This window comes from uncultured Mailhella sp. (assembly GCF_944324995.1).
Taxonomy (GTDB): Bacteria; Desulfobacterota; Desulfovibrionia; order Desulfovibrionales; family Desulfovibrionaceae; genus Mailhella.
In genome coordinates, this window is sequence record NZ_CALUYL010000017.1 from 19,696 (window position 1) to 35,573 (window position 15,878).

14 protein-coding genes and 1 pseudogene are annotated in these 15,878 nt (G+C 62.4%); 1 reads left to right on the plus strand and 14 read right to left on the minus strand.

The window, feature by feature from the left end:
• Positions 1–58: 58 nt before the first annotated feature.
• From Q0K02_RS07995 to yedF, 10 genes are all read right to left on the minus strand, one after another.
• Positions 59–481: a hypothetical protein gene (locus Q0K02_RS07995; protein WP_294487130.1), complete on the minus strand. Its 423-nt coding sequence runs from the start codon at positions 479–481 to the stop codon at positions 59–61.
• Between the two features lie 15 nt (positions 482–496).
• Positions 497–1,018 (minus strand): NUDIX hydrolase, encoded by a 522-nt coding sequence (locus Q0K02_RS08000; RefSeq protein ID WP_294487133.1) that lies wholly within the window; start codon positions 1,016–1,018, stop codon positions 497–499.
• The gene (locus Q0K02_RS08005; protein ID WP_294487136.1) at positions 1,015–1,671 is read right to left on the minus strand and encodes an L-threonylcarbamoyladenylate synthase; all 657 of its coding nucleotides are present in this window, start codon (positions 1,669–1,671) and stop codon (positions 1,015–1,017) included. The genes Q0K02_RS08000 and Q0K02_RS08005 overlap by 4 nt, the downstream gene beginning before the upstream one ends.
• 496 nt (positions 1,672–2,167) lie before the next feature.
• Entirely contained in the window at positions 2,168–3,349 is a 1,182-nt protein-coding gene (locus Q0K02_RS08010) for a mandelate racemase/muconate lactonizing enzyme family protein (protein WP_294487139.1), read from the minus strand.
• A 23-nt stretch (positions 3,350–3,372) separates the two neighbouring features.
• Positions 3,373–4,134 carry an ABC transporter permease subunit gene (locus tag Q0K02_RS08015; protein ID WP_294487142.1) on the minus strand — a complete coding sequence of 254 codons (762 nt, stop codon included), beginning with the start codon at positions 4,132–4,134 and terminating at the stop codon, positions 3,373–3,375.
• A gap of 53 nt (positions 4,135–4,187) precedes the next feature.
• The gene (locus Q0K02_RS08020; protein WP_294487145.1) at positions 4,188–5,219 is read right to left on the minus strand and encodes an ABC transporter substrate-binding protein; all 1,032 of its coding nucleotides are present in this window, start codon (positions 5,217–5,219) and stop codon (positions 4,188–4,190) included.
• 28 nt (positions 5,220–5,247) lie between these two features.
• Complete coding sequence (locus tag Q0K02_RS08025; RefSeq protein WP_294487148.1) at positions 5,248–6,030, minus strand: ABC transporter ATP-binding protein; 783 nt, start codon at positions 6,028–6,030, stop codon at positions 5,248–5,250.
• Between the two features lie 25 nt (positions 6,031–6,055).
• On the minus strand, positions 6,056–7,189 hold the full coding sequence (locus tag Q0K02_RS08030) for a double-cubane-cluster-containing anaerobic reductase (RefSeq protein ID WP_294487151.1): 1,134 nt from the start codon (positions 7,187–7,189) through the stop codon (positions 6,056–6,058).
• 9 nt (positions 7,190–7,198) lie between these two features.
• Entirely contained in the window at positions 7,199–7,969 is a 771-nt protein-coding gene (locus Q0K02_RS08035; protein ID WP_294487154.1) for an acyl-CoA dehydratase activase, read from the minus strand.
• Between the two features lie 66 nt (positions 7,970–8,035).
• On the minus strand, positions 8,036–8,638 hold the full coding sequence (gene yedF / locus Q0K02_RS08040) for a sulfurtransferase-like selenium metabolism protein YedF (RefSeq protein WP_294487156.1): 603 nt from the start codon (positions 8,636–8,638) through the stop codon (positions 8,036–8,038).
• A 1,152-nt stretch (positions 8,639–9,790) separates the two neighbouring features.
• On the opposite strand from yedF, the gene Q0K02_RS08045 reads away from it, so the two are divergent.
• On the plus strand, positions 9,791–10,267 hold the full coding sequence (locus Q0K02_RS08045; RefSeq protein ID WP_294487159.1) for a 23S rRNA (pseudouridine(1915)-N(3))-methyltransferase RlmH: 477 nt from the start codon (positions 9,791–9,793) through the stop codon (positions 10,265–10,267).
• 730 nt (positions 10,268–10,997) lie between these two features.
• On the opposite strand, the gene Q0K02_RS08050 is transcribed toward Q0K02_RS08045, so the two are convergent.
• The 4 genes and pseudogenes from Q0K02_RS08050 to Q0K02_RS08065 all read right to left on the minus strand — a co-directional run bounded on the left by Q0K02_RS08050 (position 10,998) and on the right by Q0K02_RS08065 (position 15,878).
• Positions 10,998–12,650 carry an AAA family ATPase gene (locus Q0K02_RS08050; RefSeq protein ID WP_294487162.1) on the minus strand — a complete coding sequence of 551 codons (1,653 nt, stop codon included), beginning with the start codon at positions 12,648–12,650 and terminating at the stop codon, positions 10,998–11,000.
• A 631-nt stretch (positions 12,651–13,281) separates the two neighbouring features.
• Positions 13,282–14,478, minus strand: a complete 1,197-nt coding sequence (locus tag Q0K02_RS08055) for a pyridoxal phosphate-dependent aminotransferase (protein ID WP_294487244.1) — start codon at positions 14,476–14,478, stop codon at positions 13,282–13,284.
• A gap of 144 nt (positions 14,479–14,622) precedes the next feature.
• Positions 14,623–15,438: pseudogene (locus Q0K02_RS08060) on the minus strand (sirohydrochlorin cobaltochelatase); the annotation flags it as partial.
• The gene (locus tag Q0K02_RS08065; protein WP_294487248.1) at positions 15,435–15,878 is read right to left on the minus strand and encodes a DUF523 domain-containing protein; all 444 of its coding nucleotides are present in this window, start codon (positions 15,876–15,878) and stop codon (positions 15,435–15,437) included. The gene Q0K02_RS08065 and the pseudogene Q0K02_RS08060, both read right to left, overlap by 4 nt.

A 15,878-nucleotide genomic window follows, 5' to 3' on the forward strand; every position in this document is an offset into this window, starting at 1 on the left:
TTGCGTGGGCGTTCCGGCCGGACGCGGAAGTCCCGGCCCGGGCGGAACGGCGGAACTCCTATTTGACGGCGATGTATTTTTCCATGGCCTGCGCGGAGCAGGTCTGTCCCCGCCAGAAGGCGGAGGCCCAGAGGATGAGCACCGAGGCCTGCGCGTCGTCGAGCTGCCGGAACTTGGTTTCGAGATTGCGCGGACTGCTGCCGTGCTTCTGATACAGTTCCTTTCTGTCGCAGTGCTCCAGCACATGAATGAGCAGATGCGTGAGCCGCAGATGCGAGGTGTCGATGACGATGTTCTTGTGGGCGTCGATGATGGTCTTGAGCTCGGCGGGAGTGAAGAGCGATTTCAGCGCGCTCACGGTGCTGAACCAGGCGTCGATGGTCCAGGGCAGCATGAATTCCGCGCCTGCCGTGCGGCTGCGGAAATGCTCTCTGATCCACACGTCCTGTTCGTCGGAAGGGGTGCGTCCGTAATGGAACATGGATTCTCCGAAAGGCTAGAAGGGGCGGGTGTAGGCGATGTCGCCGAATTCGAGGGACGGATCTTCCGCGCACGGCAGCAGCGGGCGTCGGCCTTCCTTCCAGTCGCGGAAGTGGCCGATGATGCGCGCGTGGTCGAAGCACAGCGGTTCGGGAAGCGCGTCCAGCGGATAGAAGGCGGCGTCGGCGGCGTCGTCTCCGGCAAGAAGCTGTTCGGGGTGATCGCTGCGGCCCACGAACACGGTGGTGAGCGTGTGGCAGCGCATGTCGCGCAGCGGCCAGGAATACACGCCGAGCACGCCTTCCAGAATGACGTCGAGGCCGGTTTCTTCCTTCATTTCGCGCACGGCGGCGTGTTCTGCGCTTTCGCCTTCTTCAATGAAGCCTCCGGGCAGGGCCATGCCGAGGGGCGGATTTTTGCGGCGGACGAGCACAATGCCGCGCGCATCGTCGTGAATGACGACGTCGGCGGTGGGGTACGGATTGCTGTAGCGGACCACAAGCGTTCCGCAGGACGGGCAGTAGCGGGGATGATTCATGCGCGAACCTCGGTGAGGGATGAAGACAGAAGGGAAAATCCGGCCTGTTCGAGCGCGGAAAGCGGCAGGGCTCCCTTGCGGATCACGCGCAGACGGCGTCCGCCCTCGGGAGCCACAATGGTGCTGGCTTCGCCGCCGCCGGGCGCGGGGGGCTCGTCGAGCACGCCGTCTTCGTCGGGGCGCAGGGCGCGGAGCAGATCGGGGTCAAGATCGGCCGCACGGGTGACGGCCGGTCGGCCGCTGATGTTGGCGCTGCTCGACACAACGGGAAAGCCGCAGGCAAGCGCCAGAGCGCGGGCGACGGGGTGGGAGCTCACTCTTGCGGCAATGTGTCCGGTGCCGCCGGTAAGCGCTTCGGGAAGGCCTGATACGGCGGGCAGAAGCAGCGTCAGCGGGCCGGGCCAGAAGGCGGCCAGCGCGGCCACGTCGTCGGCAAGATCCGGGCCGGGGCAGGCGACAAGTTCGAGCTGCTCACGGCTGCCGAGAATGACGGGCAGCGGCATGGACAGCGACCGTTTTTTATATTGAAACACGCGCAGCACGGCATCGTCGTTGTCGGCGCGACAGCCTATGCCGAAAAAGGTTTCCGTGGGATAGAGAAGCACGCCGCCGCGATTCATGCGGCGGGCCGCTTCCTGAAGGGTTAGATTCACACCTGCCTCCCTGGGCAAAAATAAAGCTCTGAGCGCGGAGCACGGCCCGTATCTTGGGCGGAACGCTCCGCCAGCGGATGGCGCAGCCGAACGACTGCGGGCGAGAGCCGCGCTCGGGAAGAATCCGTCGGACTCTTCTCTTCTTTCCCATACCTGTTCCCATGATGACTTGCAAGCAAGGCCGGATGAAGAAATTCGGAAAGACAGGCGGCACGAGCTGGAGATGGACTCGCAAAAGGGGCGGCGTGCATTGCAGTCGAACGGAGAGCCGGATACGTGCCGGCGGCGTTCGGATGCAGAGAAAACATCGTCTGCGCCGGGCTTGTGCAACAGGAAAACGTTTGGAGCAAGTCAAACGTCGTGTGGCGAAGGGGGCGGCGCTGCAAAGCGCGGCAGGAGGGCCGGACGGAAGCAGGCTCAGAAAAACGAAGGGCCTCCGCCGGGGAGGCGAAGGCCCTTTTCCAGCGTCGCCCGCAACGGCGCGGGCTCTGACGCGTTACTTTACCGTGGCGATTTCGCCGTGCTCGAAGCAGTAGGGCGAAAGCTCGTTGCCGAGACCCGGCAGATCGGGGATGGCGAAGCGGCCGTTGACCGGCTGATAGTCGTGAATGCAGAGCTTGCGGTTGTAGTCGTAGCGGCAGTACACGTGCTGTTCGTGAATGGTGAAGTTGGGAATGGCGGCCTCAAGATGCAGCGCCGCGGCGGTGGAGAGCGGGGAGGCGCACACGTGGGCCTGCACGCCTACGTCGTAGATGTGGGCGAGGTCGCAGATTTTCTTGGCTTCCGTGATGCCGCCGCAGTTGCCGATGTCGGGCTGGATGAGCTGAATGGAGCCGTCTTCAAAATAGGGAGCGTAGCCCCAGCGGGTGTAGATGCGCTCGCCCTGACTGATGGGCACGGACACGCGTTCCGCCACGAACTTGTTCATTTTCGGCGTGGGGGTGCAGGGTTCCTCGAAGTAGAGCACGCGGTATTCTTCCGCAAGGCGGCCGAGCTGCACCGCGCCCTGCGCGTCGATGTAGGAGTGGTTTTCCATGATGATGTCCACGCCGTCGCCCACGGCTTCGCGCACGGCCGCGAGGCGGCGCTTTATCATGTCGTAGTTCTTGGGCGTGAGAATGCGGGTGGTTTCCTCGGCGTTCAGGCGGTGTCCGTCTTCGGCAAAGGTGAAGAAGTCTATTTTGATGGCGTCGTAGCCTTCGCTTACGGCCTTGAGCGCGTTGGCGACATAGTCTTCCACGGAAACGGCGGGAATCTTCTTGTCGTCCCAGCCGAACTGCAGCTGCGAGGCGTAGCAGCGCAGGCTGTCCCGCATCTTGCCGCCCAGCAGCTTATACACGGGCGCGTTGAAGTATTTGCCCTTGATGTCCCACAGCGCCGTGTCGATGGCCGATATGGCGGAAAACACCACCGGGCCGCCGTTCTGTCCCCAGAAGGAGGACTTGTACAGTTTCTCCCAGATGACTTCGTTGTCCAGCGGATCCATGCCGAGAACGCTTTTGGAAAAGTCCTGAAGCATGCCGAAGGCGGCTCTGTGGGCGTTGCCGTAGGCAAGCGCGGCCTCGCCGTCGCCGTAGATGCCGGCGTCGGTATAGACGCGGCAGAGTATGGGGGCCCAGCCGGGATTGTCCGCAGGCCTCATGTTCATGAGAATGACGTCAACCTTGGTGATTTTCATGGGATCAGCCTCCAGAGGCGGAATCAGTGTATCGTCCACTTGAGCAGACGGTTTTTGGCTTTTTCAAAACACTGCATGACGATGACGAGCACGACGACCATGAACACGAAGCCGCACCAGGCTTCGGCGTAGAGGCCGTACTCGGTGTACTTTTTGACGTAGTAGCCCATGCCGTATTCCGCGCCGTACATTTCGGCATAGACGAGCACCAGAAAGGAGCCGCGCAGCGAAGTGATGAAGCCGGAGAGAATGGAGGGCATGGCCGCGGGAAGAATGACCTTGCGCATTCTCTTGAAGCCCGTGAGTTCGAGGGTGGCGGCGTTGTCGAGATAGCGCCTGTCGATGGTCATGATGCCGTTGATGGTGGCAAAGAGCGTGGCCCAGATGGTGTTGTACACCACGAGAAAGAGCGAGGCCGCGCGGAAGTTGGGAGCGATGAGCAGCGCAAAGGGCGACATGAGGATGGCCGGAATGACGCTGATGGAATAGATGACCGGATGAATGACTTCCCGGAATTTTTTGTGCATGCCCATGAGCGTGCCGAGGGCGAGGGCAATGGCCACGGCGATGACGATGGAGGGAATCATGAGCTGGAAGGAATAGAGCATGTTGATGAACAGCGTCTTCCAGTCCTTGAGGAATACGGTCGCGATTTCCCCGGTGGGAGGAAAGAGAAAGGCGTTGAAGGATTTCGTGTCCGCAATGTATTTGTAGCCGAGAACGATGCCTATATAGATGAGGATGGTGATCCAGTATTTTCGCAGGAACGTGACGAGCCTGACCATGAGCGCTCCTTGAAAGGCAAGGGGCCGTCGCGTTGTTGCGGCGGCCCGGCGGGTTAGAAGTTGTTGGCCTTGAAGAACGCCAGGCGCTCGTCGTAGAACTTGGGATCTTCGTTGTAGCGTTCCGCGATCAGTTCATCGAGGGCGGCCTTGTAGAGATCGACGTTGATGTGGGCGTCGAGGTCGTAGTTCTTGGCGCTTTCGGGCAGAAATCCGGTGTCCATCATGATTTTCCAGGTGGCCTTCACGGCGTTGCGCACGGGGTCCACGCTGGGGCGGTAGTTGGGATTCTTGAGGTACGCGGCCACGAAGTCTTCATCGGCGTGCAGTTCCTTGGCGAGAATCTTCACGCTTTCGTCGGGATGGGCGAGCAGATACTGTTCGGAACGGATGAGCGCCTTGAGCAGAAGTTTGACCGTCTTGGGATTGGCCTTGACGAAGTCGCTGTTCATGTTCATGCGGCAGCAGCCGTAGTTGGGCTGAAGCTGATCGGCCCAGACCACGATTTCAAGCTGATCCTTCATGTTGTTCACGCGGAAGAGCAGATCGCCGCTCAGGCTGGCGTAGTCGGCCTCGCCCTTGATGACGGAGGTGAGGCGGTCGCTGTTGGTGCTGTAGGTGAGCCAGGTGACGTCGTCGATGTTGTATCCCGCCCACATGAGCGGACCGGTGATCCAGGTCTGACTCTTGGGCGCGGCAATCTTCTTGCCGATGAAGTCGGAAACGCCGTGCCAGCCCGTGCCCTTCTTGGCCACAATGTACATGCCCTTGAGCATGTAGCCGCCCACGATGGTGAAATCCGAGCCCTTGGCTATGAACTGCAGGGGATTGTTGGTGCCGTTGTTGGAGGTGACGTCCACCTGTTTGGCGTTCAGGGCGGTGAGGGCGTCGGAGGTGGAGTTGAGCGGAATTTCAATGACGTTGATGCCCACGTCCTTGAGGTAGCCGTTGTTCTTGGCCAGCGTGACGAGCACGTTGCCGCTGTTGGCGCGCGCCCAGCGCACGGTGTTTACTTCCGGCTTGTCCTGGGCCATGGCGGAGCCGCAGGTCAGGCAAAGGGTGAGCAGGAAAAAGAGCAGTTTTTTCATGATGTTCTCCTTGAAAGGGAAGGGAAAATCAGGCTATGCGCCTGTTCACGTCGCGGTTGATGTGGTGAATGAGCGTATTTCTCAGTTTCAGGTTTTCCACGTCGTCGAACTGGGTTTCTCGGGTGGGGCGTTTTTCCGGCGGAATGGTGCAGTCGTAGATGATATGGCTCGGCGACTGTCCGAACACCAGAATGCGGCTGGCAAGAAGCAGCGCTTCGTCCACGTCGTGGGTGACGAAGAACACGGTTTTCTTGGGCTCGGTTCTGGCCCAGAGTTCGAGCACCAGATCCTGAAGCCGCGCGCGGGTGACGGCGTCGAGCGCGCCGAAGGGTTCGTCCATGAGCAGCACGGGAGGATCCACGGCAAAGGAGCGTGCGATGGCGCAGCGCTGCTTCATGCCGCCCGAAAGTTCCTTGGGCAGCTTGTCGAACACGGACTCTTCGAGACCGACGTCGGCAAGCTTTTCCAGCGCCGTTTCCTTCCAGCGCTTTTTTCCGGCCTCGGGAAAGCGCTGTTCGAGGGCAAGCGTGATGTTTTCTCCCGCGGTCATCCAGGGAAAGAGGCCGTAGTCCTGAAAGACCATGCCGCGGTCGAGCCCCGGTTTTTCGATGCGTCTGCCTTCCATGACGATGTCGCCCTTCGTGGGATGCTCAAGCCCGGCCATGAGGCGGAGAAAGGTGCTTTTTCCGCAGCCGGAGGGGCCCAGAAGACACACGAAGGAACCGGTGTCCACGGCGAGGTCGATGTCGTCCAGAATGAGACGTTCCGGGGTGTAGCCGAATGACAGATGATTGATGAGAATGTCCTTCATAAGCACTCTGCAGAAAAAAGCCGGATCAGCGGAGCATTTCGAGGAAGGCTTCCATGCGGACCTTCAGCTGTTCGGTGTCGGCCGGGGAATAGTCGGTGACCACCTGCAGGAAGGGAAGGTGCAGCGTTTCCCGCACGAAGCGCTTCACCGACCAGGATTCCACGTCGTAGGTCTGGCAGCCCTGCCAGGTGAGATCCACCACGGCGTCGATCTGAAATTCCCGCGCGAGCTCTTCGAGAACGGCGTAGCGGTTCGGATTGGGCGACATGACCGCGCAGGGCGTGTCGAGGTAGCGTGAGGCGAGGGCTTCCAGCGGATCGGCGTTTTCGTCGATCATGAGACGCACCTTTTTGTAGCAGGAGCAGTTGTCCAGGCAGACCACGCTTGCGCCGCATTCTTCCAGAAGCTGCACCACCTTGTGGGAACCGAGCCCTATGGGAACGCCGGTGAGAAGGATGCGCGGCGCGGATTCGGCAAAGGGGCTTTCGTTGTCTGCGCCCACTTCGCGGGCGATGTCCTCCAGAAGTTCCGAAGCCTTGTCCCAGTCCGGTACGAAGGAGGCGCGATGCGCGATTTCCATGAGCTGCATGCCGGAAAGAGGCGAAGGCTTGCGCTTTGCCAGATCGAGCACGCTTTTCAGCGCGCGGCGGAAGCGGTTGGCCGTGCGTATGGCGCTTCGCAGTTCCGCTTCGCCTATGGAAACGTGGAAGCGCTGTTCAAGTTCCCGCACCAGGCGTTCATACTGTTCCTTCCAGTAGCGGAGCGCGGATTCGTTCTGAATCTGCGGCAGTTGCAGGATGAACATGGGCTTGCGTTCGGCCAGAAGCTCAAACATCTTTTTCTTGCCGTCGCAGGTAGTGTCGGCAATGACGATGTCGGAGGCGGCGAGATACGGGCAGCTGTCCTCAAGGGCGAAGCCGAAGCTGCTCTTGATGAGCGGGCAGAGCGAGCGGGGCAGCATACTTTCTGCGGCGGGAATGGAGTCGTTTTTCGTGCCGCACAGCGACACGGGCACGGCTCCGGCGGCGAGCGCTATTTCCAGAGGGGAGTATATGCAGTACTGGCCGACGACCTTTTTTCCGGCCTGCTTCGCTTCCTGAAGGGCCAGAACGTTGCGGTCGGTGATGTCCTTGAATCGTTCGATGCTGGGATGCGTCATGAGTTCCCCCTATGGGCGCGCGGCAATGAGGGCCGCGCCCAGAGCTCCGATGGTTTGCGGTTGTTCGGCAACGTTGATTTCTGTGCCGAGCTCTTCGGCAAGACGTGCGGCAAAGGCAGGCATGGATGCGAGGCCGCCCGTGAAGGTGTATTCGCCGCGGCAGGCGATGCGCCGGGAAAGCGTGACCATGCGTCTGGCCAGCGAGCGGAACACGCCTGCGGCCACGTCTTCGGGGTTGGCGCCCTGCGCAAGAAGGCCCACGATTTCCGTTTCGGCAAACACGGCGCACATGCTCGAAATATCCGTGGGGTGGCCTTTGGCGGCGGCTTCGTCGAGTTCGGGAAGGTCCATGCCCAAGATGCCGGAGAGCACCTGAAGAAAACGTCCGGTGCCGGCCGCGCACTTGTCGTTCATGACGAAGTCCTGCACGAGGCCGTCGGCGTCCACGGCAATGGCCTTGCTGTCCTGCCCGCCGATATCCAGCACCACGCCGGTGCGGGGAAAAAGATGCACGGCTCCGAGCGCGTGACAGGTGATTTCCGTGACGCTTTTGTCTGCAAAGGGCAGGGCGATGCGTCCGTAGCCCGTGCCGACGATGCGCCTGAGCGACGCGCGCTCCACCCCTGCCGCCGAACAGGCCCTGCCGAGGGCCTCTTCTCCGGCCTGACGGGGATTCCACCCCGTGGGAAGAACGGCATGGGACAGAATGGTTGAGGACTGTTCGTCCAGAATCACCGCTTTCGCGGCCACCGAGCCTACGTCAACGCCAGCCACCGGCATGTTGTTCTCCTTGTCTTGCCCGCCGCTTCGACGGTTTAAGGAGCGTCGGAGCGGCGGCGTGATGGGTTACGGACGGATGACCTTGTCGGCCAGGTCGAGACTGGTGACGATGTCCAGCATGTTGGTGGTCTCGCCGACCTGCTTCTGTTCGGTGAGATGGAAGAATTCCAGGCAGGTGCCGCACACGAGGATGCTTACGCCGGAGGCTTCGAGCTTTTTGAGGGCGTCGAGGGCCTTGCCGGGCGTGGAGGCGAGACGCACGCCGCCGTTGACCATGACGATGCGCCACAGCTCGTTCATTTCGGGCAGCGTGGAGAGAAAGTTGCCCATAAGCTTGGCGCCGAGTTCGTCGCTGCCGGAGCCGATGACGTCGGAGGTGAGCAGCACCAGCGTCTTGCCGGAGCGCGGGGAGCCGGCTTCGGCAATGATTTCTTCGGCCTCGGCGCAGTTGATGCCGGCCTTGCGGCCGCAGACCTTCCATTCGGAGTCGCCGGTCTTCTTGATTTCCGCAACGTAGCCGGAACGGCTGAGAAAACGGCTGACGTTTTCGGTGGCGGGCACGTTGTCCACGCAGACGTCGATGGCGTCGGGGGCGTCTTTCAACGCGTCGCGGGTACGGATGACGGGTTCGGGGCAGGCCAGACCACGGCAGTCGAGAGAAACGGACATGGAACCTCCAGAGAACAGTGTTACAGGGTGAGAACGCGCGTCCTTCGTGAACGCGCGGCGATGTGCGGGCTTCTTCGAAGCAAGGGAGAGTGCGGAATGCCTTCAGGCGGCCGCGCATCGGATGGATGAAAAAAACGGGATCGGATCTTCGCGCGGCGTGTTGTGCGGATAGGGCGGCATGACGGGCGCGGAGCGGGCAAGGGCGCAAAAAAAGCGCTCTTTACGGAATCTGCGACCGGAAAGAGCGCTGGAACGGCGAAAATCGGAATCGTAATCGAGACTGATGCCGTTTTAATGTCCAAGAAAGAAACTCTTCCTGTCACAGAGGAAGAGCATTCAGGTGAAGGGAAGCTTGAACATGGACATCATCATGGCAAAAGACGGCGGGCCACAACAGGTCTGCGGCGAAAAAACAGATTCTTTTGAAATAAAATTCCGACGGCATGGTTATTCCACAACTTGATGGAACTGTCAACGAAGTACAGTTTTGTGTAATTTTTTTACCTAGTTGCGAATAAAATCACATATCTTGCAGGCACAAGTTTGCAGCCTGAATGCGCTGCCGAAGCGCCGCCCATAGGGAGGGAGCTTTCGTCGAAAGGCGGGTGTTCGGCGTCCGGCCTCGGGCCGTGCTGTCTGGGGAGGCATCAGACCCGGCCCCGGCTCAACGCGGGGGAGAAGGGCTCTGCAAAAACACGCGTGTCCGGCAGTCGTCGGACCGGAGAACGCGACGCCTGCCGTAAGGGAAATGATGAGCGCAAAAGGCAGCGGGGTATGCGTGTCTCAGACGCGGAAAGGCGGGGATGCGCCCCAGCGCTGTCTCACTGTGGACAGCCTGCGCCAGACGCGCGCGGAAGACGGTGGCTGCGTCAAAACGCTCGCCCGGATGGTGGGCGTGCCCCGGTCAGGCGGAAGACTGTCCGACTCGTCTGCCGTCTTTACCCGCAAGGGACTTGCCCCCGGCGCGCGGAAGGCGGGGCGTAACGACCGTTACGTGCTTTTTCAAGAGTCGTGCCCCAGGTGTTCGGAAAGGCGGAGATGGTCTCCAGCTCCGCTTCATCGTTGGCAGATTGCCCCGGACTCGCATGGGCAAGGCGGGCGTCCGGGGCGTCTTCGCTTGCGTCCGGCGCGGGGGCAGTTTATAAGAGCCGCATGAGTTTGAAACCCTTGCGCATCATGACTGTCGGCAGGCCGCACGCGTCGTTCTGGAAGGACGCCTCGGCCCATTATCTGGAACGCCTTTCCCGCTGGCGGCAGGTGACGGACACCGTCATCCGCGATTCCGATCCTGCGCTCCCGGTCAGCCGGCGCGTGGAGGATGAGGGAAAGCGCATCCTTGCGGCCCTGACGCCGCAGGATGTCGTGGTCTGTCTCGATGAAAAGGGGCGTTCCATGACGTCCCGGGATTTTTCCCGCTTTCTCGACGGGCTTTCGTCGGACGCCACGCGTCGCCCGTGCTTCATTGTGGGAGGGCCGTTCGGCCTGCACGAGAGCGTGCGGCAGAAGGCGCGGCATCTCATAGCCTTCGGCCCGCAGACCTTGCCGCATGAGCTGGCCCGTGTGGTGCTGCTGGAGCAGCTTTACCGCGCGGAAACGCTGCTTCGGAACATGCCGTATCATCACGACTAAGGAACGAAGCGCACGACCGACAAAGAAAAGCGGTACGGCTGACGCAACGTCGGCGCGGAAGCGATCGCCGTGCTCTTGCCTCTTTACCCGCGGCGCACACGCCTCCCGTTCGGGAGGGCAGGTGATGTCGGCGGCTTTCGTCCCGGGCTTTTTGGGGGAGTATCGGGGAATCCGCCCGCAAAAAGTGATGCCTCTGCCGGAAAAGGGGACTTCCGCCGTTGTTTGTGTGCCTCGCCGGCGGGTGCGCCGCCTTTTTGCTTTCGGAGCAACGGGCGAAATAGGCGAGCGTTCGCCCGCGGCACGGATGTGTTCACGAACATTGTTGTTCCGATCTGCCGGGGCGTCTTTTTCCAAGTCGTGCGCGGAGTGTCCCCGGACTTCTGCCCGGCATACTGCCCGGGCGGCGCTTTCCGCCCTGTCGTCTGCTCCGTCGGCGCGCAGGAGGGGGGAAAAATGCCGCTTCCGGTTCAAGCCGGGGAAATGTCGGCGGCTCGCCTGCCCCTGAAATTCGCCTTCCCGTCGTGAGTGATGCGGGAGCGGAAGGATGCTGCTTCTGTGGCCCTACACGGGACGTTGTCGCAGCGGCAACGGCGCAGGCAGAAGAGGACAAAGATGGGCCTCGATGGCGCGCCAGGGCCAAACCTCGCGGCGTCAGGCTCCGGCGTCGCTCAGCGTTGCGCCTTCACGTCGGCCTGCCCTTTCGGCCTCGTCCGGCTTTTGTGGCGACGCCTTATCCATGCGCCACCGCCGCCGGAGCAAATGACGGTGGTTCGGTCCAGCACTCTTCGCCCGCCATGCGCCGCAGCTCGGCTTCCCGGGACCTGGCGTCCAGCGGACGGCACAGCGTGAAGGTTTCGTTGTTGCGTATTTCCTTGGACACCTGAAAATGCTGGGCCGCACGCGCGGCAATCTGCGGCCAGTGCGTGATGACGAGAAGCTGACGGCGCGAAGCCAGGTCATGCAGCCTGTCGGACACGCGGTTCAGCGTCATGCCGCCCACACCGGCGTCCACTTCGTCGAAAATAAGGGTGGCGTCCTCGTTTGTGGACTGCACGCCCACCACGGCCAGAAGAAAGCGGGAAAGTTCGCCGCCCGAGGCAATTTTGTCCAGAGGCTGCGGGCGCTGTCCGGGGTTCGGGGCCCAGAGCAGACGGTAGCGGTCTTCCATGCAGGCCGGGCAGATGACCTTGACTTTGTCCTCCACCTGCGGCCACAGCTCGTGAGGCGTGCATTCCGGCGCTACACGCACCTGTTCGGAAAAGCCGAGCCCGGACAGTTCCTTTTCCAGCGCGGCGCAGAAGCGCGCGGCGGCCTCCCGGCGCAGCTCGTTGCATTCCTCAAGCGTTGCATGAAGTTTTTTGGCGAGTTCGCGTTCCTGCTTTTCCAGACGGTGCAGATCCAGACCGCAGGCGTCCAGAAAGGACAGGTTTTCCGTGATCTCGTCGCGAAGACGCAGAATTTCCGGAATGCTGCGGCGCATGCGGCGCTTGAGCTGCGAAAGCTCGTAGAGACGGGCTTCCAGCTCGTCGGGATCGTATTCGCAGTCGGAGGAGGGCGTGCTGCGGAATCGCCGCGTCAGTTCCCGGGCTTCTTCTTCAAAGTTGAGCAGCGCGTCGAGGGAAGGCGAAAAGCTTTCGTCGTCCTGACTCAGCGAGTGCAGAATTTTTTCCAGTTCCCCGAGAAGGGTGGCAAGCCCCGCGCCCTCGCCCCCGAGCATGAGTTCCAGCCCCTGCTCGTACTGCGCGCGCAGATGCTCCACGTTCTTGAGCTCGGCGCGCGCCTGCTCCAGACGCTCTTCCTCGCCTTCTTCGGGCGCAACCTTTTCTATTTCCTTCTGCTGCATTTCCAGCAGTTCCCGCTTCTCGCTCAGCATGTCCATGCGTTCCAGCAGCTTGCGCCGCTGTTCGCCCACGTCCTTGAGCTCGCGCACCAGGGCGTCCTTGCGGCTGACGATGGACGGATCGGGCAGGAAGGCGTCGATGAGCGCCGCCTGATAGGAAGGTTGAAGAAGCCGCTGCTGCCCGTGCTGGCTCACATGAAAGAGCAGCGCGGGGCGCAGCGCGCGCACGGCGTCCTGCGAGGTAAGAGAGCCGTTGAGGAAGAAATGACTGCGCCCGGACGCGGCGGACAGTTCCCGGCGAAGCACGATTTCCTCTTCGCCCTCGGGGCCCTGGCGGGTAAACAGGGCCTCGACCTGCGCCTTGTCCCGCCCGGGACGCACCATGTCGGTGGCGAGCCTGTCGCCGAGAACGAAGTTGATGGCCTTGAGAATGAAACTTTTACCGGCGCCGGTTTCACCCGTGAGAACGTTCATGCCGTCCCCGAATTCCAGTTCCATGTCGTCGATGAGGGCCAGGCCGCGTATGCGCAGATATTCCAGCATGCTGTCACCAGAAAAAAGGTTGCGGGGGACAAACCCCGATGGAACATCTTTCGTTGAAAAAACGGGAAAAGTCAAGATTAAATTTATTTTTGCTTCAACTAAAAATTGATTTATCAGGAATGATTGTTCAGCTGGGTTGAGGTCTGCGTCGGGAGCGTGTTTTCCGGCGCGGGAGAAGCCGGCGGGGGGGGGGCGGAGAGTGCGGCGTCGGAAGTTCGTCAGAAGTCGGCACGAGAATGCGCGCGAGGCACGGGAAAAGGCGTCGGACACAGGCAGAAGGGGGCCCGCGGAATTCGTGCGGGGCTCTGCGCTGTGCGGGGGAGATATGAGCAGCAGACCGAACGTCGGCGGAAGCGCTGTTGCTCGCTGGAAAGTTTCCCGGAGGGGAGCCGTCCGCCGCCGACCGGCAAGGGCTGATCGGCAAAGCGTCAGCAGGGAATTGCAGGGAGGGTGAGGGCGACGCGCCGAAATCTGCGCGGACGCGCGCAGAGAGAGTCCGCCGCAGGCAGAGAGGATGTTTCAGGATCCGTGTTCTCCACCTGAACGGATGGGCGCAGGGCGTCAGGCGGGCGGAAAAGGGCACAAAAAAGCCCGGGAGCGCAAACGGCGACGCGCGTCCCGGGCGGAGAAGCTATCCCTTGAGGGCCTTGCGGAACCCTTCGGCGGAACGCTCTATGACGGCGTCTTCCACGGCGAAGGACAGACGGAAGTAGCCGGGGAAGCCGAAGCCCGAGCTCGGCACGGCGAGCACGAGGTTGTTCGTGAGGCGTTCCACGATGGCCTTGTCGTCGCCGCCGGGAGCCTTGGGGAAGAAGTAGAACGTGCCTTTGGGCAGCGTGAACTCGTAGCCTGCGTCCGCCAAAATGGCGGCGAGCTTGTTGCGGCGGTTGGTGTAGATGGCAAGCGCCGCGTCCGTGGACGTGCCGAGGCAGTCGGCCATGAGGTACTGGCCCACCACGGGAGGATTCACGAAGCCGAGCACGCGGTTGGAGAAGATGAGGCCGTCCATGAGCTGATCGGCGTGTTCCATGGCCGGGTTGACGGCGATGTAGCCCACGCGTTCGCCCGCCATGCCGTAGTTCTTGGCAAAGGAGCTGATGACCACGCTGTACTTGTAGAGCGGCAGCGCGGCGGGCACTTCAATGCCGTCGTAGGCGAGGAAGCGGTAGGGTTCGTCGGCCACCAGATAGATGATGCGTCCGATGCGCTTCGAGGCTTCCTCCAGCATGGTGGCGAGGCTCTTGATGTCCTCTTCGGAATAGACCGCGCCCGAAGGGTTGTTGGGCGAGTTGATGATGACGGCGCGGGTGCGCGGCGTGACGGCTGCGGCCAGAGCCTCCACGTCGGGGCCGAAGTCTTCGGCGCGGCAGGGCACGGGATGAAGCGTGCCGCCGTGATTGCCCACATAGAAGCGGTATTCGCCGAAGAAGGGGGCCACGGTGAGCACTTCGTCGCCGGGTTCGAGCACGGTGTGGAAGAAGGCGTTCATCACGCCGGCCGCGCCGCAGCCGAGCATGACGTGCTTGGCTTCAAGGGCGGTTTTCTGCTGGCTGCTCAGCCAGGCGGCCAGTTTTTCGCGGGCCCAGGAGAAGCCGGCGTTGGGCATGTAGCCCAGAATACCCGGTTCGGACATGCGCGCGGCCAGGGCGGTCATGGCGCGGGCGGCTTCGGCGGGCGGGGCGAGATCGGGATTGCCGAGGCTGAAGTCGCACACGGCGTCGTCGCCGTATTTCTTGCGCAGTTCGATGCCGGCCTCGAACATGCGGCGGATCAAGGATCCCTGAGAGAGGTTCTGCTCCATGGCGGAGCTGATGACGGAAGCGGACATGGCACACTCCTTGAATGATGGAAGGAAATCGGGAAACGTGTTGCTCTGCTTTGAGCGCGCATGCGCGGCGTCGGCGGGAAGGCGGAAATTTCTGCGGCGCACCTGGCGAAGCACGGGGCGGTCCAGTTCGGCGAGCGCGGCTTCGAGCCTGTCGAGCCAGAGCTCGACGAAGGCGGGATCGTCGGCGAGTCCCCGCAGTTCGGCCTGACAGCGGAATCCGGCCGCTTCAAGACGGCTTTTCCAGGAGGAAGGCGAGCTGCCCGCCATGTCTTCGAGCGTGTGGCGGCCTACGACGGAGAGCAGCGGCAGCAGCCAGACGCGTCCGCTGGGGGCGGCTTCGGCGGAAAGTTCCGGCAGCAGCAGATCGAGCCCGTCGGAGGCGGGAGAGTCCGCGGTGGCCTCGTCGGGACGCACCATGCCGGCGCCGACCATGCACGCCACATGAATGTGCGGATCCTGCGCGCGCACGGCTTCGCCCCAGCGTCGGTAGAGAATGTCGCATTCATGGCGGCTGCCGTGCGCCATGCAGACCACGGGTTCGCCGGGGGAGCGCAGAGGGGAAATGTGACTGAGAAGCGTGGCGGAAGCCTGCGCCACGGACGCGTCTTCGGGGTCGAGACTGGAGAGCAGGGGGCGGCCGAGACTGACGGCGAGTTTGCCTTCATCGGCGATGACGCGGCAGTCTGCGGCCACGCCGTCGTATTCCATGCCGGGAATGAGGTGCAGGGGCTGCACCGCCACATGGGTGTAGCGCTCGTAGCGCATGCGTTTCAGGGCCTTGAGCACGGAGTCGGACTTCGTGCGGGAGCTGGCAAGGCGCATGCGCATGGTTTCGGAGGTGAAGGCCCAGCGCACGGGCAGGCGGAAACGGGCCTCCGTGGCGGCCTGCACGGCGCGCAGCGCCGCCGCCCCGCGGATGTTGCCGCATCCGTAGGCAACCAGAAGAACGCCTCGTTTCATGCCTTGTCCGGGGAAAACGTTTCTTCGGTGAAAAGCTGGAAGCCCTTTTTGCGCAGCAGCGCGGCAAAGAGCCCGTCGCCGTCGACAAGGGTGTGGGTGAAGGTGCCGTCGTAGATGCGTCCGCAGCCGCAGGACGGGGAGCGCGCCTTGAGCACGGCGGCCGAACAGCCGTATTCTTCGGCGATGTACAGCGCCGATTCCGCGCCGGAGGCGAAGGCCTGCGTCACGTCTTCCCCCTTGGCGGAAACGACGCGTCCGTCTTTCTGTTCGCTGGGGGTGCGGGGCGTGGGCAGGCCGCCGAGCACTTCGGGGCAGACGGGCACGGCTTCGCCCGCGTTCACGAGAGCGGCGATTTCCGGGCGCAGGTTGGAGCGTCCGTCGTACCGGCAGGGAATGCCGGCAAGGCAGGCGCTCACCACGTATCGGCAGGGCTTGGGAAT

Bases quoted from the DNA above. Each gene is read 5' to 3' on its own strand.
- Q0K02_RS07995 (WP_294487130.1), bottom strand. From the start codon at position 481: ATGTTCCATTACGGACGCACCCCTTCCGACGAACAGGACGTGTGGATC.
- Q0K02_RS08000 (WP_294487133.1), bottom strand. From the start codon at position 1,018: ATGAATCATCCCCGCTACTGCCCGTCCTGCGGAACGCTTGTGGTCCGC.
- Q0K02_RS08010 (WP_294487139.1), bottom strand. From the start codon at position 3,349: ATGAAAATCACCAAGGTTGACGTCATTCTCATGAACATGAGGCCTGCG.
- Q0K02_RS08015 (WP_294487142.1), bottom strand. From the start codon at position 4,134: ATGGTCAGGCTCGTCACGTTCCTGCGAAAATACTGGATCACCATCCTC.
- Q0K02_RS08020 (WP_294487145.1), bottom strand. From the start codon at position 5,219: ATGAAAAAACTGCTCTTTTTCCTGCTCACCCTTTGCCTGACCTGCGGC.
- Q0K02_RS08025 (WP_294487148.1), bottom strand. From the start codon at position 6,030: ATGAAGGACATTCTCATCAATCATCTGTCATTCGGCTACACCCCGGAA.
- Q0K02_RS08030 (WP_294487151.1), bottom strand. From the start codon at position 7,189: ATGACGCATCCCAGCATCGAACGATTCAAGGACATCACCGACCGCAAC.
- Q0K02_RS08035 (WP_294487154.1), bottom strand. From the start codon at position 7,969: ATGCCGGTGGCTGGCGTTGACGTAGGCTCGGTGGCCGCGAAAGCGGTG.
- yedF (WP_294487156.1), bottom strand. From the start codon at position 8,638: ATGTCCGTTTCTCTCGACTGCCGTGGTCTGGCCTGCCCCGAACCCGTC.
- Q0K02_RS08045 (WP_294487159.1), top strand. From the start codon at position 9,791: ATGAGTTTGAAACCCTTGCGCATCATGACTGTCGGCAGGCCGCACGCG.
- Q0K02_RS08050 (WP_294487162.1), bottom strand. From the start codon at position 12,650: ATGCTGGAATATCTGCGCATACGCGGCCTGGCCCTCATCGACGACATG.
- Q0K02_RS08055 (WP_294487244.1), bottom strand. From the start codon at position 14,478: ATGTCCGCTTCCGTCATCAGCTCCGCCATGGAGCAGAACCTCTCTCAG.